20 protein-coding genes are annotated in these 25,116 nt (G+C 58.2%); 6 read left to right on the forward strand and 14 right to left on the reverse strand.

What is annotated here, in order from left to right; genetic code table 11:
- Window positions 1-105: 105 nt before the first annotated feature.
- Complete coding sequence (locus tag CN933_RS29865) at window positions 106-375, reverse strand: hypothetical protein (protein WP_015242497.1); 270 nt, start codon at window positions 373-375, stop codon at window positions 106-108.
- A 139-nt stretch (window positions 376-514) separates the two neighbouring features.
- Here CN933_RS29865 and CN933_RS29870 point away from each other — a divergent pair, with 139 nt between their 5' ends.
- Window positions 515-2,272 (forward strand): hypothetical protein, encoded by a 1,758-nt coding sequence (locus CN933_RS29870; protein WP_102763283.1) that lies wholly within the window; start codon window positions 515-517, stop codon window positions 2,270-2,272.
- A 42-nt stretch (window positions 2,273-2,314) separates the two neighbouring features.
- On the opposite strand, the gene CN933_RS29875 is transcribed toward CN933_RS29870, so the two are convergent.
- A complete protein-coding gene (locus CN933_RS29875; protein ID WP_015242495.1) occupies window positions 2,315-3,460 on the reverse strand; it encodes an AI-2E family transporter in 1,146 nt (381 codons plus the stop codon).
- 498 nt (window positions 3,461-3,958) lie between these two features.
- On the opposite strand from CN933_RS29875, the gene CN933_RS29880 reads away from it, so the two are divergent.
- The 3 genes from CN933_RS29880 to ppk2 all read left to right on the forward strand — a co-directional run bounded on the left by CN933_RS29880 (window position 3,959) and on the right by ppk2 (window position 6,644).
- Window positions 3,959-4,447, forward strand: a complete 489-nt coding sequence (locus CN933_RS29880) for a hypothetical protein (protein WP_015242493.1) — start codon at window positions 3,959-3,961, stop codon at window positions 4,445-4,447.
- Window positions 4,448-4,450: 3 nt separating this feature from the next.
- The gene (locus CN933_RS29885; protein WP_015242492.1) at window positions 4,451-5,680 is read left to right on the forward strand and encodes an HlyD family secretion protein; all 1,230 of its coding nucleotides are present in this window, start codon (window positions 4,451-4,453) and stop codon (window positions 5,678-5,680) included.
- 109 nt (window positions 5,681-5,789) lie between these two features.
- Entirely contained in the window at window positions 5,790-6,644 is an 855-nt protein-coding gene (gene ppk2, locus CN933_RS29890; protein ID WP_015242491.1) for a polyphosphate kinase 2, read from the forward strand.
- A 152-nt stretch (window positions 6,645-6,796) separates the two neighbouring features.
- On the opposite strand, the gene CN933_RS29895 is transcribed toward ppk2, so the two are convergent.
- The 12 genes from CN933_RS29895 to CN933_RS29945 form a co-directional block, all read right to left on the reverse strand.
- Window positions 6,797-7,474 carry a VIT1/CCC1 transporter family protein gene (locus tag CN933_RS29895; RefSeq protein WP_015242489.1) on the reverse strand — a complete coding sequence of 226 codons (678 nt, stop codon included), beginning with the start codon at window positions 7,472-7,474 and terminating at the stop codon, window positions 6,797-6,799.
- On the reverse strand, window positions 7,471-8,616 hold the full coding sequence (cax, locus tag CN933_RS29900) for a calcium/proton exchanger (RefSeq protein WP_088218041.1): 1,146 nt from the start codon (window positions 8,614-8,616) through the stop codon (window positions 7,471-7,473). Before cax ends, CN933_RS29895 begins: the two co-directional genes overlap by 4 nt.
- Window positions 8,617-8,823: 207 nt before the next feature.
- The gene (locus CN933_RS29905; protein WP_015242487.1) at window positions 8,824-9,765 is read right to left on the reverse strand and encodes an amino acid ABC transporter substrate-binding protein; all 942 of its coding nucleotides are present in this window, start codon (window positions 9,763-9,765) and stop codon (window positions 8,824-8,826) included.
- Window positions 9,766-9,794: 29 nt separating this feature from the next.
- Window positions 9,795-11,153 (reverse strand): putrescine-ornithine antiporter, encoded by a 1,359-nt coding sequence (gene potE, locus CN933_RS29910; protein WP_095918800.1) that lies wholly within the window; start codon window positions 11,151-11,153, stop codon window positions 9,795-9,797.
- A gap of 27 nt (window positions 11,154-11,180) precedes the next feature.
- Window positions 11,181-13,544 (reverse strand): ornithine decarboxylase, encoded by a 2,364-nt coding sequence (gene speC, locus CN933_RS29915; protein ID WP_088201184.1) that lies wholly within the window; start codon window positions 13,542-13,544, stop codon window positions 11,181-11,183.
- Window positions 13,531-15,801 carry an arginine/lysine/ornithine decarboxylase gene (locus tag CN933_RS29920; protein WP_102763284.1) on the reverse strand — a complete coding sequence of 757 codons (2,271 nt, stop codon included), beginning with the start codon at window positions 15,799-15,801 and terminating at the stop codon, window positions 13,531-13,533. Before CN933_RS29920 ends, speC begins: the two co-directional genes overlap by 14 nt.
- A gap of 32 nt (window positions 15,802-15,833) precedes the next feature.
- Window positions 15,834-16,010 (reverse strand): hypothetical protein, encoded by a 177-nt coding sequence (locus tag CN933_RS31670; protein ID WP_014989908.1) that lies wholly within the window; start codon window positions 16,008-16,010, stop codon window positions 15,834-15,836.
- Window positions 16,007-16,933 (reverse strand): cation diffusion facilitator family transporter, encoded by a 927-nt coding sequence (locus tag CN933_RS29925; protein ID WP_015242484.1) that lies wholly within the window; start codon window positions 16,931-16,933, stop codon window positions 16,007-16,009. The genes CN933_RS31670 and CN933_RS29925 overlap by 4 nt, the downstream gene beginning before the upstream one ends.
- 146 nt (window positions 16,934-17,079) lie before the next feature.
- Window positions 17,080-18,405, reverse strand: coding sequence for an amino acid permease (locus CN933_RS29930; RefSeq protein ID WP_102763285.1), 1,326 nt, complete (start codon window positions 18,403-18,405; stop codon window positions 17,080-17,082).
- A gap of 512 nt (window positions 18,406-18,917) precedes the next feature.
- The gene (locus CN933_RS29935) at window positions 18,918-19,424 is read right to left on the reverse strand and encodes a hypothetical protein (RefSeq protein ID WP_010967356.1); all 507 of its coding nucleotides are present in this window, start codon (window positions 19,422-19,424) and stop codon (window positions 18,918-18,920) included.
- 188 nt (window positions 19,425-19,612) lie between these two features.
- Complete coding sequence (locus CN933_RS29940; protein WP_010967357.1) at window positions 19,613-20,563, reverse strand: DUF2950 domain-containing protein; 951 nt, start codon at window positions 20,561-20,563, stop codon at window positions 19,613-19,615.
- Between the two features lie 20 nt (window positions 20,564-20,583).
- Complete coding sequence (locus tag CN933_RS29945) at window positions 20,584-21,984, reverse strand: DUF3300 domain-containing protein (RefSeq protein ID WP_010967358.1); 1,401 nt, start codon at window positions 21,982-21,984, stop codon at window positions 20,584-20,586.
- Window positions 21,985-22,844: 860 nt separating this feature from the next.
- Here CN933_RS29945 and arcA point away from each other — a divergent pair.
- Together arcA and CN933_RS29960 are read left to right on the forward strand one after the other, a co-directional pair.
- Window positions 22,845-24,074: an arginine deiminase gene (gene arcA / locus CN933_RS29955; RefSeq protein ID WP_102763286.1), complete on the forward strand. Its 1,230-nt coding sequence runs from the start codon at window positions 22,845-22,847 to the stop codon at window positions 24,072-24,074.
- 35 nt (window positions 24,075-24,109) lie between these two features.
- Window positions 24,110-25,114, forward strand: a complete 1,005-nt coding sequence (locus tag CN933_RS29960) for an ornithine carbamoyltransferase (RefSeq protein WP_010967360.1) — start codon at window positions 24,110-24,112, stop codon at window positions 25,112-25,114.
- Window positions 25,115-25,116 lie beyond the last annotated feature (2 nt).

Here is a 25,116-nt window from a genome sequence, read left to right on the forward strand (position 1 = left end):
ACTCCCAAAACTTTGGGCCGCCCAGTTCGGAGGCTCCCGCCGCTGTTCCCTGTCGTTAAACCGCGTAACAACGCTGCCCTTCGCTGAGCAGACAAATGCCTCCAGTCAAATGAACCCGTCCGCCGGGCCAAGCGCTTCAGCAATTTCTGCTGCCAAGCTCTCTATAAGCCCCTTGAACTCGGCGCGGCGCTCCTCGCGAACATGCACAGGAAGCTGATCGACGGCCGCGAGTGCGTTCTCAGCGGCTGCAAAATCCTCGCACATTCCCCTGAAGTCCTCATCGCGCATCGACAACTCCCTGATTTGCAGGGAGCGCGCCGGAAACCGCCGCAATGCCGCTGCCATGCAGTGTTTCCAGTCCGGTTCCCCATTCATTGCGCTGCTCCACCTTTGGTTTCAAAGATGTTTTTTATCTCGTCGGATTGTATTGCGCTCTGCCGGGGTATGGACGTAATATACGAGAGTATACGGGGCAGTTTTTTGCAATCCTACGTTTTGCCCATGAGGGGCGGACATGACAATTGCTGACAGGGGGAGCGTCCGAGCCGGATCGCCCACCGCTCTCCCTACGAACACGGAAATTCTTTCACAACTCGATCGAATACGGTTAAGCGCCGAATTCGACGTGCCGGACCGAGCGCGCAAATTCCTGGCCTACATTGTCGGAGAGGCAATTGCGGGTCGTGCCGACCGGATAAAGGCCTATTCCATCGCCACCGAAGTGTTCGGGCGGGATTCTTCTTTCGATGCTCAAACGGATCCAGTCGTACGGATCGAAGCAGGTCGTATCCGACGCGCCCTCGAGCGCTATTATTTCGTTGCTGGGAGCAACGATCCGATCGTGATTAAAATTCCCAAGGGCGGCTACGCGCCCGCCTTCGAAAAACGGGACGGTGCGCCGTACCCCCTAAGCTTCGGACAGGCCCCAAACGTTCAGTCGCGTTCCATTCCGCTTGAGCAGACCGCGCTGTGGGTCAGTGTGGCCACAGTGGGTCTCCTAACATGCGGTTTGCTAGCAAATGCATTTCTCGGCTCGGCGGCAACGACAATCGAGAGCCTCACGAAGCCTGGCGGCACTCGACCAAACATTCCGAAGCTGATGGTGATGCCGTTTGAAGACCTTTCACAAACGCCGCAATCGGCGATGATCACACGCGGGCTAACAGATGAGGTCATCAGCAACATCGCCAAGTTCAAGGAGATTGTTGTGGTCGCCGGGCCGGCAGCCCCGAACCCTCATAGCGCCGAACGGGAATACCCGGCCTTTGCGTTAGAAGGCCGGGTCCGGCTCGATGGCGACAAACTTCGGCTGGGCATACGGTTAGTCCAGCATTCCGATGGTTCAGTCGTGTGGGCGAACACCTATGACGAAGTACTACAGCCGCGTAAGATCATCGAGTTGCAGCAGAACGCCGCTGCTGCAGTGGCTAGCGCAATCGCACAACCATACGGCATTGTTTTCCAGGCCAACGCCACACACTTCATGCGCTCTGTCCCGGGCGATTGGCAGGCTTATGCGTGCACCCTGGCCTACTACGGGTATCGGGGCGATCTGAATCCGCAGACACATGCCACCGTTCAAGAGTGTCTTCAGCAAGCAACGACACAGTTTCCCGATTATGCGACGGCATGGGCACTACTCTCACTGACCTATGTTGACGAGCTTCGCTTTCGATATCGTCTGCACCGATCGACGACCGTGTCGCTCGCGCACGCGATCGAGGCTGCGGCGCGTGCGGTGGAACTTGACCCTCAGAACGTTCGCGCACTGCAGGCGGAGATGCTTACATTATTTTTCCGGGGCGAAGTTAACGCTGCCCTGACGGTCGGCGCGCGCGCTTATGCTATCAATCCCAACGACACTGAGCTCTCGGGCGAATATGGGTTCCGGCTCGCCCTGTCTGGTCAGTGGCGTTCGGGGTGCGACCTTGTATCGAAAACCGTAGCGAGCAATCCCGGGCCGGTTGGATATTTCGAGGCCGCACTGGCGGTCTGTCGCTATATTGAACACGACTACGTCGCCGCCGAACGGTGGGCCCGATCGGCGGACCTTCACGCCAATCCTGTCTACCATGTCATATTGCTTGCCATCCTTGGAAAGCTCGGCAAGATGGATTTGGCTCGTACCGAGAGAGAATGGCTTGAAACCAACGTGCCTGGCTTCCTCGAGAACGCACGCAAGGAAGTCGCATTACGAATTCACCGCCCGGAAGACCAGCAGCATTTCATAGAGGGTTTGCGTCAGGCGGGCGTATCGATTCCCGGAAAATGAGGTATCGCCCCAAGGGGAACAGGACAACAGGACTGCGTCTTTTCACGTCGGATTCGGTAGTCTGGATTCCCCTAGCCGCAGCCCTTCCGATCCCACGGTGTCCGTGTTCATCCAGATTAATAGTAAACTGTGGAACACGCTGAGAACGATCGGCCCCAGGAACAGTCCTATCAATCCGTAAGAAAGCGTGCCTCCGAGCACACCCAACAAAATCACGAGTGTCGGTGTGGAAAGTCCGCGCGCGACCAGGATTGGCTTCATGACATTATCGATGATGAGGAGCGGTATCAGCAAGATCGTAAACAAGGCAGCCATCCCGAACTCCATTGAGGTCCACGCCCAGACGATTACCGGCAGCAGAACCAACGCTGGTCCAATCTGAATGATGCAGAGGATAAGGACGACGAAGGCGATTGCACCGGGTGCAGGAACTTTGAAAAGGCTCAGGATCAAAACACAGAGAAAGGCTTGCAAGAGGGCGACACCGATCACACCCCGCGCCACGTTGCGGATCGTTGCCGCTGCCAGCTGCAGAAAGCCAACGCCTCTATCCCCACCCATTCTGCTCGCAAAGCCCTGCGCACTGTTTGCCAGCCGTGCTCCGGACCCGAAGAGAAAACCGGCGACAAGAACGGAAACTACAAAGCTGAGCAGGTCGGCACCGATCGACGCGATCTTGCCGAGCGCCTTGCTGCCCGCTTGCAGGAGCGAAGGCTTGATCTGTTGCAATACGGCTTCAAGATTGTCGGAAGCCAAACTCCAGACGGAATAGATGCGCTCGCCGATAAGCGGAAAACTGCGAATACTGTCGGGTGGCGCCGAAATCAGCAGAGATCGATCATTGAGTCTTGCAAGCACCACCTGTACTCCCTCGGCAAAGCTGATCGCAATGGCTGCGAGCGGAGCGACGATAACGAGCAGCCCCAGCATTGTAATGACGAGCGCCGCCACGCGGGGCCGGTGACCGAGAATAGCTGAAAGCGCAGCATAGGCGGGATAAAGGGCTACAGCCAGGATCGCGGCCCAGATAAGAATAATCGCAAACGGCGCGATCAAGGTAAAAGACCAGTAGGCGAAAAGTCCAACCAGGCCGATCCGCGCGATCTCCGTGATTCGCGGCTCGATAGACGGCCGCGCGGCGGGATTAACCGAGTCCGGGTTTCTTTTGGATGATGGATTGTCGTCCATGGCGCACCTCGCCTGTAATGCCGGAAACAAAAGCTCATCCGCTTGGTTTTTGAGGCTTGTGCGTTCGATCCGGTCGCACAGGGCAATTTCAGCTGGAGCAACGCAAGTCCTGTCTTCCGCACCGATCGTTCCGTCGCGGGGGCCAGGTCACCCTCATGCAGCAAAAGATGATCGTTGATCGTACGCCGCTTATCGGTAGCACAGCAGTAACATACCGTAGCATACGTCAATCAACGTTCCGGCTTTGCGCGTTTCGTCGTACACAGAACTTCGCTCATGGCAGGTTTTACAAGCGCGTGAATGATGAGGAATTGACGGGACCGCCCGCAAGTTACCTATCGATATTGACCACGATCAATGCCACCGACGCATTCTGGTGTAATATTAGACTTAAGGAAATTGAGGTGATTAGTCCCCTTTTCTACTTGCCTTAGATTCAAGCATTTTTGCCGCAGCCAGCGGCTTCTGCCACTTTATAGGAAAGGGGGGAGCGCAGAGATGGAAGATTCCTTGCATCCGGCTGCGGTTGCCCATCTGCCGCCGTTCATCACCGCGCCGGGTCAGACCGACGTTCTTTTCAACGTGATGATCGTCTTCGTCTTGCTGATGGTCTTTGTGGTCGGCATCCTTTACCTGCGCCTGCACGCTTTGCCCGAGCACATGGCGCATGGCGCCAGCAAAGTGCAGTTGCAGATCGTCGGCGTCTTGGCGCTGATCGCGCTCTTCACCCACAATCACTTGTTCTGGATTGCGGCTCTCCTACTTGCCATGGTCGAATTTCCGAACTTCTCGTCTCCAGTCGAATCGATCGCTCGCTCCCTGGCAAAAATGGCCGACCGCCACGATGGAACCGACGAACCCGGGACGAGCGCCCAGCCGGCGGCGATGCCCCCGCGAGCCAACGAATCCCACGCAAGCCCGCCGCAATGGGTGCCGCTCGAGATAGAGCCCGTGGCAGGTGGCAATAAGGCGGAACGGAGGGGGTGAATTGTGCTGGAATTCCTGATCTGCTCGCTGCTCACCATTTTTCCGGACTACCTCGTCCGCCGCTATGTCCAGGGCAAGCGTGTCGGCCGTGAGATAAATCTCTATTCCATGTGGTTTGAGCTCCGATACGGCATAACGGCCTGCCTTATCCTCACCATTTCACTGATCACAATGATCTTCTACTTCCATCCATCTACTAGCAACGTCACCGCGGTGTTCCGCACGGTAACGATCATGCCCGAGTCAACCGGGCGAGTAGCAGAGGTTTATGTTGACCTCAACGAGAAGGTTTCTGCCGGTGCTCCCCTCTTCCGCCTCGACGATTCCGAGCAACGGGCAGCACTTGAGACCGCCCGCCGACGCGTCGCCGAGATCGAGGCAGAGGCAATTGTTGCGCAGAGCGAACTGGCCTCCGCCGACGGCCTTATCGCCCAAGCCGAGGGCGACTATCTCCAGGCGCTGAATGAACTCGAGACGCAGGTCGAATTGAACCAGCGCAACCCTAACATCGTCGCAAGGCGCGAAATCGAGCGCCTTCAGGTCGCTGTCGACGGTCGCGATGGTGCGCGTGCCGCGTCGATCTCCAACAAGCGGACCTTGGAAACGAAAATCGCCTCACTCCTGCCGGCGCAGAAGGCGAGCGCTGAAGCGGCGCTGACCCAAGCCCAGGTGGAGCTCGACAAGACGATCGTACGGGCTGGAACCGCCGGCGTAGTCCAGCAGTTCGCGCTCCGCGCTGGAGATATTGTCAATCCGATGATTCGCTCGGCCGGCATCCTGGTTCCCGAGCAACGCCGCATTGGCTTGATCGCTGGCTTCGGCCAGATCGAGGCACAGGTGATGAAGGCCGGGATGATTGCCGAGGCGACCTGCATCGGCAAGCCGTTCACCATCATCCCGATGGTGGTGACGGAGGTGCAAGACGTTATCGCCGCCGGCCAAATTCGTCCGACCGACCAGCTCGTCGACGCGCAGCAACTTGCCAGTCCTGGCACGCTGACTGCCTATCTGGAGCCGCTCTACGAGGGACAGTTCACCGGCGTACCACCTGGAAGCAGTTGCATTGCCAACGCGTACACGAGCAATCACGATGCACTACATGCGCCCGGCATCAGCACACCGCATTGGCTATTTCTGCACGTCGTCGATGCGGTGGGATTGGTGCACGCCATGATCCTCAGGCTTCAGGCCCTGCTCTTGCCGGTCCAGACGCTAGTCTTCAAGGGCCATTGAGAAGGTCGGCTCCGCCGCGCCCAGCGCAGACGTCAATACCTGTCGGGCACTCAACCGCAGCTTTAATGCCGATCGGGGCAGCGCCCCCTATGCAATAGAGGAGGGGACAATGGACAAGCACACCGACGACAGGAAAAAGAACAATCACTGGAAAGCGGAGGACAGGAAATCCGCTGCGACCCAGGCCTCCGAAACGCGGTCCGGTGGAAACTATGCAAAAGAGCTGGCCCGATTGCAGGAGGAGATTGCTCATTTGCAGGCTTGGGTGAAGCAGACAGGGGCTCGGATCGTCATCGTCTTCGAGGGACGAGACGCAGCCGGCAAGGGCGGCGTGATAAAACGGATCACTGAGCGAGTCAGCCCACGCGTCTTTCGTGTCGTGGCCCTACCTGCCCCGACGGATCGTGAGAAGACGCAGATTTACATGCAACGCTATATACAGCAGCTTCCCGCGGCTGGCGAAGTCGTGATCTTCGACCGATCCTGGTACAACAGACCCGGCGTCGAGCGCGTAATGGGCTTCTGCTCGGAGAAGAAGGCAAAGCGCTTTCTGGAGATCGCTCCCCGGTTCGAGGCAGCGATGATTGAAAGCGGAATAGTGCTGCTTAAATATTTCCTCGATGTAAGCGAGGAGGAACAGGACCGCCGATTCCGGCAACGCATCAATGATCCGCTGCGCCAATGGAAGCTATCACCGATGGATGTCGAATCCTATCGCCGCTGGTGGGACTACACTCGAGCCTATGACGAGATGATCAGGATGACAGACACCGACGATGCGCCATGGTGGATCGTCCCATCGGATAATAAAAAGCAGGCGCGCGTGAATTGTATCGCTCATATTCTTTCCTCAATTCCCTACGAACGGGTGAAGTTCGAGGAACCCGACCTCGGCAAGCGTCAGAAGCGGCCGGCTGATTTCGAAGGAGATACGCGCCGCCGCACGGTGCCAAACCTCTTCTGAGCACGTCCGGCGCTGTGCGTCTGCGGTCGTCGGCGGCTTGCCGTATCTTGGGCTACGACGCGCGCCAGCCGAGCAAACATTCCACTCGCTCGAGCCGGCAGAATCGTTTCCATTTAAGCTGGAACGGCTCAAAGCGATGCTGGACTTGCGTGTCATCCCCCGAGGGCCGAGGCTAAGGCCACCAGAATCAAACCAATCGCGACCATCGCAAGCGCCAGACCCACTGGGTTGCCGGAGTGACGTCCCAGAGTATACCCGGCCAGAAACAACAAAGCAGTGGCTATCGCGTTGGACACCTTCACTGCGGCCAGGGCGTTTGTCATGACGATGAACGGAAGCACAACCGGAAATGTGCAAAAGAAGACCAACAGAAAGACACCTAGCGCGCTGATGACATCACGCGTGGTGGGTCGCGCGCGCACCTCATCGTCAGGGAGGCTGGCCAGGTGCCGGCGTATCCGTTCCAGGTCTTCGGACGAAAGCGCTGGCAGAATGATGCCCGGCAGCGCCTCTGCCACGATACCGCGAGCCGCTTTAACGTCATCAGCTGTCCGCACACGGTGAACCGTTCGCTCCGAAAGCTTGCGCTCAGCCATCGAGCTCATGAAGTACATGACGGCGTCAATGATACCCCACGCCAGATTGCAGCCGACAGCTCCAACCAGCATTGACCGCACATCCGCTCGTCCTGCATCCGTGGTGCTCAGCGAATTCGTGAACGTCATGACCATGATCAATCCAAAGAGCACCTCGTTGGAGCGGTCAACAGGATTGAGGACGCCGTAGAACAAATGCTTCGAGCCGCCATTACCCGGCACTTTCTCGCTCATTGGGTCACTCCTGGGGGCAAGAGGAACAGCGTCAACGCAAATATGGCGTAAACCGCCAGTGCCATGACGCCCGCATACCACGCTGCGTGCCCGCCATTAGACAGAAGGGTCGCCGCCATGGTCGCCACCAGCATCATTGCCACCGCGCCGGGCCAGAATTCGAGCGACATCGGCTGGGGCCCAATGAAGTAGCTGACAAGGACGAGTACCGGCGCAACGAACAGAGCGATCTGCGCAGCGCTGCCCAGCGCGATGCCAACGCTGAGGTCCAGGCGATTTGCGCGCGCCGCTGAGAACGCCGTGGTCATTTCCGCAGCTCCGCCAACCAGGGCGATGACTATGAAACCAACGAAGGCCGGTGTCAGTCCTAGATGTTGCGCGGCAGCTTGCACCGACCCGACGAAAATCTCGCTGACCATTGCGACGAGGAGCGTGACGACAATCAAAACGACGATCCCGATCGAAAGCGGCCAAGGCTCCTCTCCCGCCTCGGCCTGACCGACGCTTGCAAACAGTTCCTTGTGCGTCTTCAGGGAAAACACCATGCCAAGTCCGTAGACGGCTATGAGCAGGATCGCCAATCCTAGGCTCAACTGCTGGGAAAATTCCGCTGCCGGGGTGCGGTCCAAGCCGCTCGTGAGCGAGGGTACCAGGATTGCAATCGTCGCAAGGAACAGGAGGCTCGCCTGAAAACGTGCATTCACCCTGTTGAATTCCTGCAGATGATGTTTCAGGCCGCCAATGAGAAAAGCGCCTCCAAACATGAAAAGGCTATTGGTGACGATTGCGCCCGCGATTGAGGCTTTGACGAGGAGATACTGCCCGGCCTGCAGAGCGGCGAGCGTAATAATGAGCTCCGTCAGGTTACCGAGCGTGGCATTGAGCAGGCCACCGACCGCATCGCCGGTCTTTGCCGCCACCGATTCCGTGGCGCGGCTCAAGAGCGCAGCGAGCGGTACGATCGCTGCGATCGCCACGAAAAACAATAACGTATGAGCCTTCGGAGCCATCCGCTCCAGGAGAATGACCACAGGTACGAAGAAGATCAACGCCAGGAGTGGAGATCGTCGAAGCTCCCGTAAGACCGTTTCAATTGCAGATCGCGACTGCTTGGTGGACCTTTTCACCTCGAAAGTGCGCATCCGTATGGTCCTCCGGCCCTGAAGGGCTCGTGACTTGGTTTCCGAGTGCATGACGCAAACGGGGCGAACTGCATTTCGCCGTTACGCAACTACTAAGCATGATCCGAGGACTGACGACGAACCACCCGATCTCATCATTGCGCCGTTGCTCGACGAAAGGACGTTTGACCGCAACGGGGTTCCAGGAGAGGCTCTCGTGGAAGCGCTTCACTCAGGCAATGTCGTTTGCCGGAAGAAGGTCACGATCGTATCGTCGGGAGGTCCGAACCACTCGCTGAAGAATGCCGGGAAATCTTCCGATCGGTAGGTGCGGCTCAACGCTCGGTCAACGACGACACGAAAATCCTCGTCGTTGCGCGCCAGCACAAGCGCAAGCGGTTCGTAGGTGAAATGGCGCTTCAGTACGATGAGATCGCCGGAATTTTCGCCGCGCGCGGCGGCGTCGAGCAAGAGCGGCAGGTCGCCGAAGAGTACGTCGGACTCGCCGTTCAGAATATTGGCGATTCCCTGATCATAGCTCTCCACAGCAGCGATTGTCGCTGAAAGCTGAAATGTCTTTATCCGCTCCGCAAGCCAATCCTCACTGGTAGTACCTGCGATCGGGGAAAATGTCTTCTGATTGAGTACGGTTCTTGCAGGGGATCCCCGCCAAATGGGCCGGTCAGAGGGGCGACCCTGCGTCAGAACCTCGCGCAGCGCAAGGGGTGCGCTCGCATTCAGTACTGCACCCGTCCCGCTCGGAAAGATCGCTATCGAGAACGAAACCTCTTTTCTGCGCGTCAAGGTCACGGGTGACGCACCACAGAAGAGATCGGCCGAACCTTGTCGTATGGCGTGGTCGGCAGCCTCCCTGGTGAGCTCAATCCACTCGACCGCAAGATCGGCAATCCCAAGTTCACGTTTCAGTTCCTCGGCCACCTCCATGCACAGGCTGACGGCGTAGCCGGTCGCGCTCTCCCCTTCGGCCTTGAACGAGAATGGGCGCGCGGTCGCATCGTAGCCCAGTTTGACGGTGTTGCTGCTGCGGACGCGATCAAGCGTCTGTGCTTCGGCGCTCGCCCACATGCTGACGGTCACTGCTCCTAGCGTCAGCCCAAATCTGACTATCCGTCGTCCCGTTTGACGTCCTTCGCCCGGTGCGGCTTGCATGTTGCATCCTCCCAACGCTTCTCTTGACCTCACGCTGTCTTCACAATTCCCGGTCTTGGGGTGAAGCGAGGCGCGATAAGGCCGTAAATGATGAAGGCAATTCCAGTCACGAGCATACCGCCCAGCACGGCATCCTTTCCGGACGCATAAATCGCAAAGACGCTATAGAGCATGCCCACGATCGCGATCGAAGAATTCAAGCGGAACTTGCTTTCTGCAACGCCAGCCGCCCTCATCATGACGAAGAGTGCGGAAAGGGAGATAATGTAGGGAAGCACGTTGGTGACGACCGCCAGATTGACGAGCGCTGCGAACTGCTCGTTGAGCGTGGGTGAAATCGTCATGAGCGCCAGCAGAGACTGAACAACGCCCATGACGATCATCCCGGTTACAGGCGCACCCATCTCGTTCACCCGCGAAAAAAGGGACGGAAACATGCGCTCGTCCGCGGCGGCCCGCGCCGTCTGCGCGATGGTGAACTGCCAGCCGAGTAGCGAGCCGACGCAGGCGAGAACAGCCAGCGCCATGACGACTGATCCGATGGCGGGGTTGAACATCGTGGCAAAGGCAAGCGCGAACGGTCCCGTCGACGCGGCAAGCTCAGCGTTCGGCACGATACCCTGAATGACTGTGGTCGAGAGAATGTAGATAATAGCGGCACCGAGCGTCCCGAACAGGCAGGCAAGAGGAACGTCCCGCTTGGGATTTTCCACCGCATCGGAGTTCTGTGCAGCCGATTCCATCCCCAGGAACGCCCAGAGCGTCAGCGAGATGCTCGATCCCATGCCTTGAACGAGGGTCAGCCCATTGGGATTCCAGGCAGCCGCGAAAACCTCCGAACTGAACCATGCCCAACCGATAACGCAGAGCAGCCCTACGGGGAGGATCACTCCCCATACCGTGATTGACCCGATACGGCCCGTGACGCGCGGCCCGCCAAAATTGGCTACAGTCGTAAGCCACAGGAGGATGATCAGGCTCACGCAAGTCGCAATCGGCGTGGACGTCAGCCACGGGAAGAACCCGGCGAGATAACCGACGGCCGAAATGCCAATCGCGACATTGCCGACAGCGAGCGAAAGAAAGTAGAGTAAGAAAACGAGGAAATAGCCCGGTTTACCGTAGGCATCCTCCGCATAAGCCGACATCCCTCCGGGACGCTGGTTGAATAGACCGGCTTGTGCAAATCCGTAAGCGATCGCCATCGACCCGACCGCGGTCACCAGCCAGGACAGAAGTGAAATGGCGCCGACCTGCGCCATGTTCGCCGGCAGCATTATTATTCCCGAGCCCATCATGTTCACCGCAACGATAAAGGTGAGCTGGACCAGGTTCATTTTCTTCTTCGACGCAGCTTCCATGGCAACGTTGAGCGAATGTTCAGTCATGACCTGATCCTCCCTCGGAAGAGGCGATTACTCGCGCACGGCGTAGGTGTAGAATTTGATCTGGCCGTCAACGCGCTCCTGAAACACACCCTGGACCTCGTAATTGAAGCCGGGGAAGCGGTTGAAGGACTCTTGGAATGCCAGGAAATAGTTGTGCATCGGCCGCGCCCTTTCGTCCCAGCGCTCCCCGGGGACTATGACGCCTATGCCCGGCGGATAGATCAACGCGAGCGTGGCCGAAATCCTGCCGAAAGCCTCGTCGAGTGCCACGTAATCAACTTCGTTTGCCACGAGGGCTTCATAAGCCGCTTTCGGCGTCATTGCGGGCTCGGGCATGCTCTCCGCCCGGAAGCAGAGGCGCTGCAATTCCTTGACCCCTGCTTGCCGATAGAAGTCGTGCATCTCTGCGCAGACCTGCCGGAGTGTGTATCCTGCATAGCGCTCTCTGTTCGCCGCAAACACGGTTGGTAGAACCTCGGCCAAAGGTGCGTCCCGATCCCATAAGTTCTTGAACTTCACCAACTTGGCTATCAGCGTGTTGAGCTTGCTCTCGTCCTCGGCCGGTGTGAGCAGAAACAGTATGCTGTTGAGGTCGCACTTCTCGGGAACGATGCGCTGTTCGCGAAGGTAATTGGCAACGATCGTTGCTGGGATGCCGAAGTCTCGATACTCCCCGGTCGCACGGTCTATGCCTGGAGTGAGAAGCGTGAGCTTGTTTGGATCCACCATTGCGTAGCCATCGGAGTAGCCGGAATATCCATGCCATGAAGCCCCTGGACGGAAGCGCCAGCACTGCTGTTCCCGTTTGATGACCTCCGTCGGGAGCGCCTCCCAACGGGACTCGACAACATCCTCGGTATGTTTGGAGCCCGAGATCGTGACCACATCGGGTACGAAGGGGTCGAAGAACCACTGCTCCTGGGGCCCCGCACCCGACGACTCGTAGTACCGGGTGAATTCTCTGAGCTTCTTGCGTGCCTCGATACCCAGCTCGATACAGCGATCCCAGAGCATTTCACCAGCCTTGCCCTCGTGGATCTTGGCATTGACGTCCAACGAGGCGAATAGCGGGTAGAATGGTGAAGTCGAAACATGCATGAGAAGCGACTCGTTGAAGCGCTTATGTTCGACGTAGCGGCGCTGATCACGGATGTGCTCGTCGCGCTTGTGAATCTGCGAGGCTTGCGAAAAGCCCGCCCCTTGCTTGTGGACGGATTGCGTTGAGAACAACCCCGGCATTTCGGCATCAAGCGTGTCGATCCGCATCGGACTGTGGTCTTCAAACAACGGGTGGAAAGCGTTGTAGCCGATCCACGCCTCGTCCCAGAGTACGTAGTCGCACAGGTGTCCGATCTGTTCCAACACCTTGCGGACGTTGTAAATAGTGCCGTCATAGGTCGCAAGTTGGATGCAGGCGAGTCGGAACGGTCGCTCTGCACTGGCTCGCGTCTTGTCCTCGACCAGGGGATGCCTTTCGATCTGCCGGCGCAGGCTCGCTTCGTCCCAGGCGTCCCAGTCCACGGCACCGATCATCCCGAACGAGTTGCGTGAGGTCGGCAGGTAAACTGGTATCGCTCCCGCCTGCACCAGCGCGCCCTGATGAAGCGATTTGTGATTGTTGCGGTCGAACAACACGAGGTCGCCTGCGCGCAGTACCGCGTTCGTAACCACTTTGTTCGATGTGCTTGTGCCGTTCAGAATGAAGTAGGTCCGGTCCGCGCCGAAAATCCTTGCCGCATTCTTCTGCGCCTCGGCCGCCGGCCCTTCATGGATTAGCAGGTCGCCAAGGTCGACGTCGGCATTGCAAAGATCGGCGCGAAATATGCTTTCGCCGAAATAATTGAAAAAGAGCTGGCCTGCGGGCGACTTCCGGTAAAACTGTCCGCCTTGGTGTCCTGGACAGTCGAACGCGATGTTGGCTTCTCCATCGTACGCCATGAGGCCGCCGAAAAACGGCGGGAGGAGCGTCTTGCCGTAATTGACCAGACTTGAAATGATCTGCTTTGCGTAGAACGCCGGTGTCTGCTGCCCAAGATAAACGAAGCCGTCCACTTCACCGGCCATTTTAATCGCCGCAATGTCCGCAATGCCGTGGGAGTCTGCGAGGGCCCATAGCGGCGTGCGGAATCCGATGTCTCTGACCGCACGGACGAACTTGCGGGCATCTTCGAGCCGTCCGCCCTCGACCGTCCCAATATAGGCACCAACCGAAGCGTCCTCGGACACGTCGGCGTTATAGCTGCCGCGCAACTCGACTTCGAAATTTTCCGCGACAATGTGCGCAAGAAGTCTCTTCGTTTCCAGATTGCTTTCGTCGACGAATGCCACGACCTTGAGCAGCTTGTGGAATGGAATGGGGACGGTCGGAGCCTTCACATCACGCGGTATCATCTTGTCCCTCCTCGACGATGCAATCCACGAGATATCTCCGTCCACTCGGGTTAGCGACGAAACGGAGTCCGTGGATGTCCGTCTCAAATCCCGGGAATTTCCTGTCGAAACTCCGGGCGTAGACGAGATAGTCCTGGATCGATCTTGTGGCTGCAGTGATCCGCTCGCCAGGCATGATGAGCGGGATGCCCGGAGGATAGGGTACAATCATGACTGCGAGTGTCCGGCCGATCAATTCGTCGATATCGACGCTTTCGACGCACCCCTTGACCAGGCGGTTGTAGGCGTCTGCCGGGCGCAGTGCCATTTCGGGCAGCACGGTGTACATCTCGCGCTGGGCATTCGGCACGCCATCGCTGCGGTACACGTCGTGAATTTTCTCGCAAAGATCTCTAAGGCCCATTGCACGGTAGACGTCCGGATGGGCTGCCGCGAGGGCGGGAAGGGCGCGTGAAAGAGGCGCATTGGCATCATAGAGGTCTTTGAAGTTCAAGAGCTCGGTGATCAGGGTGCTCCACTTGCCCCGTGTGATCCCCATGGAGAAGAGCACCAGGAAAGAGTAGAGGCCGGTTTTCTCGATTTCGATCCGGCGAGAAGAAAGGAACTTCGTGACGACTGCAGCCGGAACACCATGCTCGAGCATCGCTCCGCCCGCATTGAGTCCGGGCGAAAGGATCGTGACCTTGATCGGGTCAACCATAACGTGATTCTCAGCCAGGTCTTCGAAACCATGCCAAGCGTCACCGGGCTTTAGAAGCCAATCCGACGTGGCGTCGCTCGGGGCCCGATCCGCGATGGGGGGCTCCCAGACTTCGAACCACCAGGAATCCTGCATCTGTGTCCGCACGGCGTTGACGGCTCGGCGGAAACTCATGGCTTCGTCAATGGTCTCCTGTACCAGCGCCCGCCCGGCGGGCTGCTCCATCATGGCAGCAGCCACGTCGCACGAGGCGATGATCCCATATTGCGGCGATGTCGATGTGTGCATCATGAACGCTTCGTTGAAGCGTGTGATGTCGAGTTGCTTCGCCACGGCATGCTGCACATGAAGCATTGAAGCTTGAGAGAAGGCGGCCAGCAGCTTGTGCGTGGACTGGGTTGCGAACGTGATGGCTTCTTGCGAGCGCGCGGGCTTCGTTGAAGAGATCGCGTGATAACCATCGTAGAATTCGTGAAAATTGGCGTAAGCAAACCAGGCCTCGTCGAAATGCAGTACCTCCACCGCATCGCCGAGCGCCGATTTGATTCCATCTACATTGTAGCAGAGCCCATCATAGGTGGAGTTTGTCACTACCATCAGGCGCACTTTACCGTTCGTCTCACTGGCAAACGGACTGGCGACGATCTTGTGCGCGATTGCCTCTGGGGTAAACTGCTCCTTCGCAATCGGTCCGATGATGCCGAGGCCGTTGCGTGAGGGCGTCAGGTAAATCGGCGTTGCACCCGTCATGATCAGCGAGTGCAGGATAGACTTATGGCAGTTTCGGTCGCAGAGGACGAGGTCGTTCCGAGTGACCATACCCTGCCACACGATCTTATTGGCGGTCGATGTGCCGCCGACAACGAACAGCGTCTCATCCGCACCAAATATGCGAGCGGCATTGCGCTCACCCTCGCCAATCGGCCCAACATGATCGAGGAGCGAACCAACGCTGCCGACGGACACAGAAATGTCCGACCTCAATGTGTTCTCTCCAAAAAACGTATAAAAGAGCTGGCCAACCGGGCTCTTGCGAAACGCCACCCCGCCTCCGTGCCCTGGCGTGTGCCAGGAATAGGCGCCGTGAAGCGTGTATTCCATCAACGCCTTGAACATTGGAGGCGGAAGCCTCTCAAGATAATTCTGCGCCGCGCGCACGATCGCGCGCGCCATGAATTCCGGAGAATCCTCGAAAAGACGCATAAAGGCATTGGCGTGGCGCAGCACGGGCGCCGGCACCATTTCCGCCGTTGTATCGTCGCCAAACAGAAAGATTGGCAGCAGGTTGTTCCGGGAGCGTTTCGCGGCGAGCAGCTCGGCTAAAATCTCCCAGCGCGTCGTACTTGATTCCGTCCCGTCGACTGAAATCAGCCAGCAAGACTCGGTGTTGAAGACGTTCACGAGGCGGCGTGCATCCTCATAGGTGAGCCCTGCAACGACCCGATAACCTTCCTTTTCAATCGCCTCTGCGAGGCTGCGCATGCCCCGCCCGGCCGCGCTTTTACCCTCGTAATCTTCATCGATGACAGCGATGGGGAATGCCTTGTAGAACTCCATGGTCCCAGGCTCCTGCGGACGCGGCGGCGAATTCAAAGCTTTCGTTGTAATTCGTACACGCGCGACGCCGCCGCGTCGTTGATCCCGATCAAACCTATGACCGCGAGCTTATATTCATCCCGGAATGGTCGGATAATCGTGTTCGATCGGGCACCGACCGACGGATCGGCGGCGGCGACACCAACGACGCCGGCAGGGCTCGTGCTCACTCTGCCCACCTCTCGTCTGCGGTAAAGGCGACTGTCAACCAGCGATTGTGGCCTTCGTCGCCAATAGCAATCCCAATCTCATCTCGAATTCGGTCCCACGACTCTACCGGTTGAGGAGGAAAGTTGCTGGGCACGATGAAATGAAGCTCTATCTGCTTGGCGCGCCCAACCCTGGCGACATAGGCCCGGTAAGAAAGAAAGCCCTGCTTCCGAACCGTTTCGTCCGCGATGCGCTCCACCCGAGCCCTGAGCTCGTTTGGGGTGATCAGCAGGATATCGGCGAGAGCCGACTTAACCGTACCGATCGGCAGGGGAATGATGACGATGCAGACAAAAGCTAACACCACGGGATCGACGTATAACGTCATCCAATGCAATGCCGTTTCCTGGACCGCATGGCCGATTATGAAAGCAACGAGCAGCGCCGAGGCGATGCCCCCTGACATGATCCAGGCCTTTACATCAAGCGCGATGAAATTCGATCGAAGCCCGCGATTAGCTCGCGCACCGATCACCGCCATCATCGCACAAACGAACACGGTGACGGCAGCGTAGGCAATGGCGAACCCGAATTGGAGCTGATGCCCCCCTTTCAGAACGCTGGTCAGCGCATTGATCAAGGCATAAACGGCGATGGCCATCAGCAATGTACCGTTGAGAAGCAAGACGATCGGCTCGAGGTGCCAAAACCCCATCGTGAAACGATCCCGCATCCGGCCGGACAACGCACCGCCCGTTGCCGATACTGCAATCAGTCTGGAAACCCAAAGCGCCAAGACAGTCATTCCGGCATCGGCGAGCGAGTAGACGCCGTCAAATGTGATGGAGAATGATCCGGACAGAAGTCCCAGGATAATTCCGAATGCCGCGACGACAACGGTGGCGGCGATGGAAGCCCGAAGGAAGGTCTGCTCGTTGCACATATCGCCCTCGAGGTACGGAACGAACCACACACCGGTACCAGGCGCTGCTGCTTGCCTCAATCGGGATGAGGAAAAGTGCACGCGGTTCTCCGCCCGCATCCGCTTTAAGTCATCGCAATCGATTACGCGTCAGGTCACGGCCAGGATCATTGGCCGAAATCACCCGGCACGAAGCTCCGCCGTCGCTGCCATATGTAAACGGGGATGCTCAGCAACAACAGCACTAGTCCATAGAGAACAGGCTCCGCACCACAGCCGTAAAGCGTGAAAATTGCAAAAGTGAAACCAACAAGCTCGATAAGGGTTACACGCGGTATTACAGTACCTCCGCTAACACGAGCGGAGACGAGACTGCTGGCAAGAGCGCAGAACGCATAAGGTATAACGGCGGTCATTGTGCTCAAGCCGACGAATAGACGATAAATGGATGAGAAGCCCTCGGAACCGGCTGCCTGAACGAGAACGAGAATCGTCGCCAGAGTCGCCGAAACGACAATCCCCGTGGCCGGCACATGTCGCGCCGAGAGCCGGCTGAACAGCGGTGGAAACAATCCGTCTCGCGCCGCCGCCATTGGCACCTGCCCCATCAGCAATGTCCAGCCGTTCAGCGCTCCGATTGATGACAGGACAACTGCGAGAGAAATCGCTAGCTCACCGGCCGGTCCCCACATTCTCCTGGCTGCCTCGGAGAACGGCGCCACCGAGTGGACGAGCTCCTCTCTCGGCACCAACCCCATAACGACAATGGTGCCCAGAACGTACAGCGTTACAGCAATGGCGATTCCAAGCACCGTTGAACGCGGGATCGTACGTTCGGCGTCGCGCACATCGCCAGCGGGCACCGTGGCAGATTCAAGCCCCAGATAGGCGAACATGGTAAGCGGCGCCAACGCAGCGCTCGCCTGAAGGAGCGGCTGGCCGCTTGGATTGAAGTCGGCAAAGTGAGAGAAGTCGATGTAAAACAGGCCCAGCAGCGCGACGGCCCCGAACGGGATCATCTTAGCGTAGGTGGTGATTTCCGAAAAGAGCCCGGCCGCGTGGACGCCGCGTAAGTTGACGAGCACGACAAGCCAGATCACGCTCAACGTGAGCAGCGTCGCCGTTCCGCGCCCTCGGAGGAACGGAAAAAAATCGATGACCACGCCGGCGAACGCCACGGCGATAACGGGCAGGGACGCCCAGATGGAAATCCAATATCCCCAAGCGATAAGAAAGCCCGGAAAGTCTCCATAGGCAAGGCGCGTATATGCATAAGGCCCGCCGACTGCCGGAGAGAGCTTTGCGAGCCGTGCGAACGTCAGCCCGAGACAGATCGCACCCGCTCCCATCACGATCCAAATCACGATAGCGAGATTGCCGTAGGGAGCAACTGCCGCCGGCGAGAGGTAGAAGCCGGAGCCAACCATGTTACCGACGACGATGGCGGTACAGGCGGCCAGACCCAGGCTTTTGCCACTTGACGGTGCTGACATTTGCTCAACCTTTCGAGAGCGGGCCCAGGAAGTTAGTAATGATGAGCGCTGACCTGCGTTGCCGGTGTGGCGCGGAGAGGCATGTCGGAACTGGAATCTAATAGTGGAAACTGCTCCATTAACTGTTTCGATCGCCTTCGCTTGCGGGTAGCGCACTCCGCGGGTGCCGTGCTCCTTTCCATGCGGATCAGGTTTCCCGGCAAATTTGGAGCTACACCTTCCGGGCTGACTTGGGCCGATTTTCATCAAGGTGAAAGAAAGTACCAATTCAGCAGCGCATCTGAGATTGACAATGCTCGATGCGGCAACAGGCTGCGTCAACGTCGCTTCGAGCACTCGACACCGCCGCGCACGGCCGGGACCAATGCCTTCTGACCCGTATGGGTGCCATGCTCTCCTCCAGGCGGCGGAGCAAACCGCGCGCATGCATGCTCTACCGTGTGCAGAGCATGCCACTCGATGGATCCTCTCGCATTGATCGCAGTCAAGTGTGCTCGCAGGGCGATACCTACTTAGTTAGCCTCCTGGCAGGCGCGCATGGCCTGCATTGCAGCGTCCGTTCCGGCAAGGCTCAGCGCAAAAGGCTTTCGCCCGTCCGGCGTGATTGTCAGCGTCTTCATCTTGGCAAGATCGTAGATGAAGTCTGGATTGTTGACCCACACGTAAGCTCCATCAAATCCCTCCAGCTGCTGACCGGTTGCCTCCCCGCTGAATTTCTGGCCGTCAACGTCGAATATTACGGCGCGTTTCTCGCCACTGCCAACGTTTGCAGCCAACTTTGTGTAGAGTGCCATGTAGCCGCGTCTGCCGGTCGTCTCGTCTATGCCCATCTGAATCTGCATGTCGTTACCCAACTTCTTCGCGATCAGGCAGCCGGGGCCCATGTCCCCTCTCACAACGATATCCCAGCCTGCTGCGGTGCCGTACTTCTTCATGTCCTGTGCCTGGACCATCGTTCCACTGCACAGAAGACTCACTGCCGTCGCCGCTACGATGCGCGTTTTCGAAGTTACGTTCATGACATTACTCCTCCTTGTTTCAGCCCTGCCGGTACGACCAGGCTGTTTCTGATGGCGGGTATGAAATCTTTTACCTACCCGAGCCGGACACCGTGCTGGCCTGCCGTCTGCCGGGGGGCAATATGATGTGCGTCTTCCAGCGCGAGCGCGGCGCCGATTCAACGAGCTTCATTGAATGTGCGGTATCCTCAATCGGTGACCACACTCCATTTTTCATCCGGATCGAAACGATCTATGAATGGCACGATTTCCTCGGTGCTCGGACCAAGGTCCCGTTCATAGACGATGCCCTGCTGATTGATGACGAAGGTCTTAACCCCGGTTTCCGCATAAGCGACCGGCCAACTGACAAGCGCGAATCCAGCGATCATGTTGCCGTTGATGGTGTAATCGTATTTGCCGCCGGCGATATTGTCGCCTTGTGACGTCAGAATTCGGAACCGGTAACCGAAATAGCCCTCTCCAGTCCTTGCCTTTTCCAGCGCGGCCTCGCTGATAGCGTCACCGACCGGGCTTTCGCCATCCCCCTGGTCTGACGGCCAGTAGAGCCCATCCGTCTGGCCCGGGCTGCTGATCAGCTTCTGGGCGTATTCCAAAACCCCGTCCGCATCGCGGTCCTGGGATACATAGTCTCTCTGCGCCTCGACATAGGCGCGCGCCGTCTCGATCGCCTCCAACTCGTTCTCGCCAACGCGGCGATTGACGATCTCCTCAAGTCCGACATAGGTATCGAAAGCCCATTTGCCGGCCTCGTCCTTGACGATAGGAAACGGCAGTGGCCAGAGCCGGTCGCCGATGACGATGATCTTGCGACCGTCAAGATCGCGCACGACAATGTTGCGGGCCGCACCCTCGCGAATGAGACCGAAGGTCTCCATCGATCCTTCGCCCGCCTTCAGTTTCGCGGCGTTCAGGCCCAGAAGTCGTGCCAGATCGTCGAAATCATTGGCGGCAAGGACCGACTTGAAGGCTTCCACCGCCTTCGCCGGATCGTCGAACACCGGCGGCTCTTCCGCAGCGGCATAGTCGTAGACGCTTGCTGGTCCCTCTGCCTGCGCGAGAGCAGCATCGATCGCGCCCAGGAGCGGCGCAAGCGAGGCCGCCGATCCCACGAGGAGTGTGTGTAATAGCTTGATCATAGTCCTGCTCCCGTAGCCGCTCACCGCCTGCCGCCGCCACGGCCGCCGCCACCGCGACCACCGCCGCGGCCGCCCCCTCCCATCGGCGGCCTGCCGCCGCCGCGACTCATCTGCGGCCGCCCGCCGCCTCGTTGCCCGCCGCCCATGCTGTGGCCGCCGCGCCGTGAGGCAGACACCTCCCGCCGGCCGGAGTTGACGTTGCCCAGCCCGGACGGTTTTTTCGGCCTGTTCTGCGCCTTGGAAGCCATCTTCTTCTTGCCTGCTGGCCGATTGGCCGAGGACTTCTTGCCCTTGGGGCGGTTCACACCAGCTTTCGCGCCGCTGGATTTCGCCTTTGCCACCGCCTGTCCGCCGCCGGGCTTTGCGGTGGGACGTGCCGCGGCGTCCCGTCTCGGCTGCGCCTTCAGGCCCTCGAGCGTGCTCTTGCGCACGTCCTTTAGTTGGCTGGCGCCACCGCCCGGTCCCGACTTCAACCGATCGCGATTGATCTCGGTGGCGCGGTTACGGATGTTGTTGTCGCCGTTCGCCTTGATATTGTTTTTTAAGTTCGTCCTGTCCAACTTCTGGAGCTGGTCGCGATCGAACTTCAGCTTGCTGCGGTCGACATTTTTCCAATCGATGTCGTTCCACTTGACCTTGCCGTCTATATCGACGTTGTTGAAGCAATTGTCGCAGTCCACATCAATGTCGCCGCCCCAGTCTCCGCCCCAGACCCCCCAGTCGTCCCAGTCGACGATAGCGCCGAAGACCGCGCCGGTGACCGCCCCGGCAAAAAAGGCTGCGCCCGGGTAGTAATAGGAGGGATAGGGCGTGTCATAGTAGTCGATGGGCACCGGCGCATAATCCGGCTCGTACAGCATTTCCGGAGGATATTGCGGCACGTAGATAGTCTCCGGATTCGCCGACTGGATGATGATGTTGTCGCCCTCCTGGACCACCGTCATCTTGTCGTCCGACTTGATAATGTCCTTGGCTACCGCTTCGTCGCGCAACTGCTGGATCGCAATCAGCACGTCCTTCTGCTGATAGGCGACCGCTTGACCCAAGGCCTGCGTCCATTCAAGGTCGTCACTCATCATCTTGACGACGTCGGGATAGTTCAGCAGCGAAATTACGCTGCCATCCCAGCTTTCCTTCGGCTTGAGGTCAGGCTTCTTTTTGTGGTTCTCAAGAAAACGCTCCGCCTCAACGATCTGTAAGGGGTATAGCGACACAGCTGAAATCAGTGCAACCAGCTCGTCCGGGTAAAGCGCAATCCGCGCCACCAGGACCTCCAGTTCGTCGTCAGTCAACGGCTCCGGGGTTGATGCCACGGTACCGGTTGCAGCTTTCGTCGGTTCTTGTGCAAGTGAGCCGTTGACTTGCATCGACAGCATGAGCGTCATTGCGCCCGCAAGTGCAAGGGTCATCCCTCTCATCATCTTTCCGCCTCCCAGGGGCCGGGTCTTTCGCGATTATCAAGATCGTGCTGACGTCAATGCGGCCGCGCGGCCGCGATCTCGGCTTCGAGTGCGCCGCGCCGAATGCGCACCCCTCATCTTTCTTCCCTGACAGATGGAGCGGCGAGACATGCGGGCTATGCGAGCCCGGTCCGCGATTGCAGCGTCAGACCTGATCCGCGGTGGCGGGCTCTCTGCAATCTGCACCAGGTTACGGGCGAACGGTGGTTGTCGGTGCGCGCGCTGCTGGGGCCGGCTTTGGCACGGAGCCCGTAGTTGATGGAGGCGGGTTCTGGGCGGCGGCCCTACGCTTCAGTAGGTAAGTATTAATGGGCTGTCTTTTTCCGTCGATTTGGCGTTGGTTGATGTCGATGCCTTCATAATACTCGTCTGCAGCCGCTGGCACGGCGGCGCCCAGGAATAAACAGAAGGCCACCATCACCGCCCGGATGAATGGAGTCGTGCTCATTTTCTGATTCCTTCGCTGCGATTGGCGCAAACCCATTTTTAGTTAGTTCCGAACGACAAGTCGTTGATCGTGGTCAAGAACGAGAAAAAATCCGGCGTTATGCGGGAGCTGCTTTGGCGCGAATGGACATGCGAGCACTTGATCGCACGGTGAAGTTACATTTTTGGGAGAATTGTTCCTGATCAATGCCGGCGCTTGCGCAAAGAATTATTCTATCCGCAGCGAAATACTGAGGGGGCATCCAAAGGCTGCAGAACTGTTTGGCCTCTGGCCAAAATACTCTTCCGCAAGCGTTGGTATGACCGACCCAGCCCGACTTTCGTCGAATTTCGACCAACGCAGGCGAGTCTGAGTGTCGCGGAAGGAGATGCCAATGCGTACTGTCGGTGTCCATTCGGAAGTCGGTAAGCTCAGAACGGTGATGGTCTGCAGACCTTCCTTGGCTCATCAACGACTGACGCCGGGCAATTGTCACGACTTGCTTTTCGACGATGTCATCTGGGTGCATGAGGCGCAGAAGGACCATTACGATTTCGTTCTAAAAATGGAGGAAAGAGGGGTGGAGGTCCTCGAGTTGCACGACCTGCTGAGCGACACCCTCATCGATGCCGAAGCGCGCAAGTTCGTGCTTGATCGCCGGGTCACCCCGAACGTCATGGGATCCCAGATCGCCGAGCTTATGCGTCCTTGGATGGAGGAAATGGACTCCAGGCGGCTGGCTGCCTTCCTAATCGGTGGGATCTCTATTGCAGACCTTCCCGAAGGACAGGGCAAGGCTCTTATGGCATCTGCCTTCCACTCCACCCAGTTCGTTCTCCCTCCGATACCCAACACATTGTTTCAGCGCGATCCGTCCTGCTGGATCTATAACGGAGTAACCTGCAATCCAATGTTCTGGCCGGCGCGGCGCGCGGAAACCCTGATCCAAAGGGCGGTCTACAAGTTTCATCCATCCTTCAAGGGCGCGGCCTTCGACATTTGGTGGGGCGACTCCGACGAGCAGTTTGCCAATGCCACGATGGAAGGCGGCGACGTCATGCCCATCGGCGACGGTATCCTGCTGGTGGGAATGGGTGAGCGGACCACCTACCAGGCGGTCGGCCAGGTTGCCAAGGCGTTGTTCAAGGCCGGCGCCGCTACTCGCGTCATCGGTTGCCTGATGCCGAAGAGCCGGGCGGCGATGCACCTCGACACGGTATTCACATTCTGCGATCGCGACGTCGTGACGCTCTTCGCCGACGTTGTAGATCAGATCCGCTGTTACAGCCTTTTCCCTCTCGACGACGAGGGAAATTTCGAGGTGCGGCAGGAAGATCGGCCCATGCTTGAAGTTGTTGCCGAAGCTTTGGGCGTCGACAAGCTTCGCACTATCGCCACCGGCGGCAACACCTATGAGGCTGAGCGCGAACAATGGGACGACGGAAACAATGTCGTCGCGCTCGAGCCGGGAGTAGTCGTTGCCTACGATCGGAACACGTATACCAACACCCTGCTCCGCAAGGCAGGCATCGAGGTGATCACAATCCGCGGCTCCGAATTGGGCCGAGGACGCGGCGGCGGTCATTGCATGACGTGTCCGATTTGGCGAGAGCCGACTGACTGACTTTGCAACCGGGTTTCAGCAAATGGAGCAGCACCATGAGTTTCAATCTCCGAAATCGCTCGCTTCTGACCGTGCAGGACTACACACCGCGGGAGTTTCGTTATCTCGTAGATCTCGCCCGCGATCTGAAGCGCGCGAAATATGCGCGGACCGAACAAGAACACTTGAAAGGCAAGGAAATCTGCCTGATCTTCGAAAAAACATCAACGCGTACAAGATGCGCATTCGAAGTTGCCTGCTCGGATCAAGGCGCTAATGTTACCTATCTTGACCCTGCCGGCTCGCAGATCGGGCACAAGGAGTCTTTCAAGGACACCGCCCGCGTACTAGGCCGCATGTACGACGCCATCGAATACCGCGGCGCCTCACAAGCCGGTGTAGAGACTCTCGCGAAATATGCGGGTGTGCCGGTCTACAATGGCCTCACCGACGAGTATCATCCCACGCAGATGATCGCCGACGTTATGACTATGCGCGAGCATAGCGACAAGCCGATCAGCGAAATCAAGTACGCCTATATCGGCGACACCCGATCGAACATGGGTCATTCTCTGCTCATTGTCGGCTGTTTAATGGGCATGGATGTGCGCATATGCGGTCCCCGATCTCTGTGGCCGTCAGAAGAATATCAGACTATCGCGAAAAGACTTAAGGCTCAGTCTGGCGCGCGCCTCATGATCACGGACAATCCGAGGGAAGCAGTGGAGGGAGTTGACTTCATTCACACGGACGTCTGGGTTTCGATGGGTGAGCCGAAGGAGGTCTGGAAAGAACGCATTCAGTTGCTTACGCCCTATCAGGTCAATGCCGAGTTGATGGCCGCAAGCGGCAACCCGCAAACCAAGTTCATGCATTGCCTCCCGGCTTACCACGATACCGAGACCACTATCGGAAAGCAGATTTCCGATGACTACGGGATGTCGGACGGTCTCGAGGTCACTGACGAAGTGTTCGAGTCGCAAGCGAACATAGCATTCGAACAGGCCGAGAATCGCATGCATACGATCAAGGCACTGCTGGTTGCAACCCTGGGAGACTGACT

This window comes from Sinorhizobium sp. M4_45, from assembly GCF_002885915.1.
Taxonomy (GTDB): domain Bacteria; phylum Pseudomonadota; class Alphaproteobacteria; order Rhizobiales; family Rhizobiaceae; genus Sinorhizobium; species Sinorhizobium meliloti_A.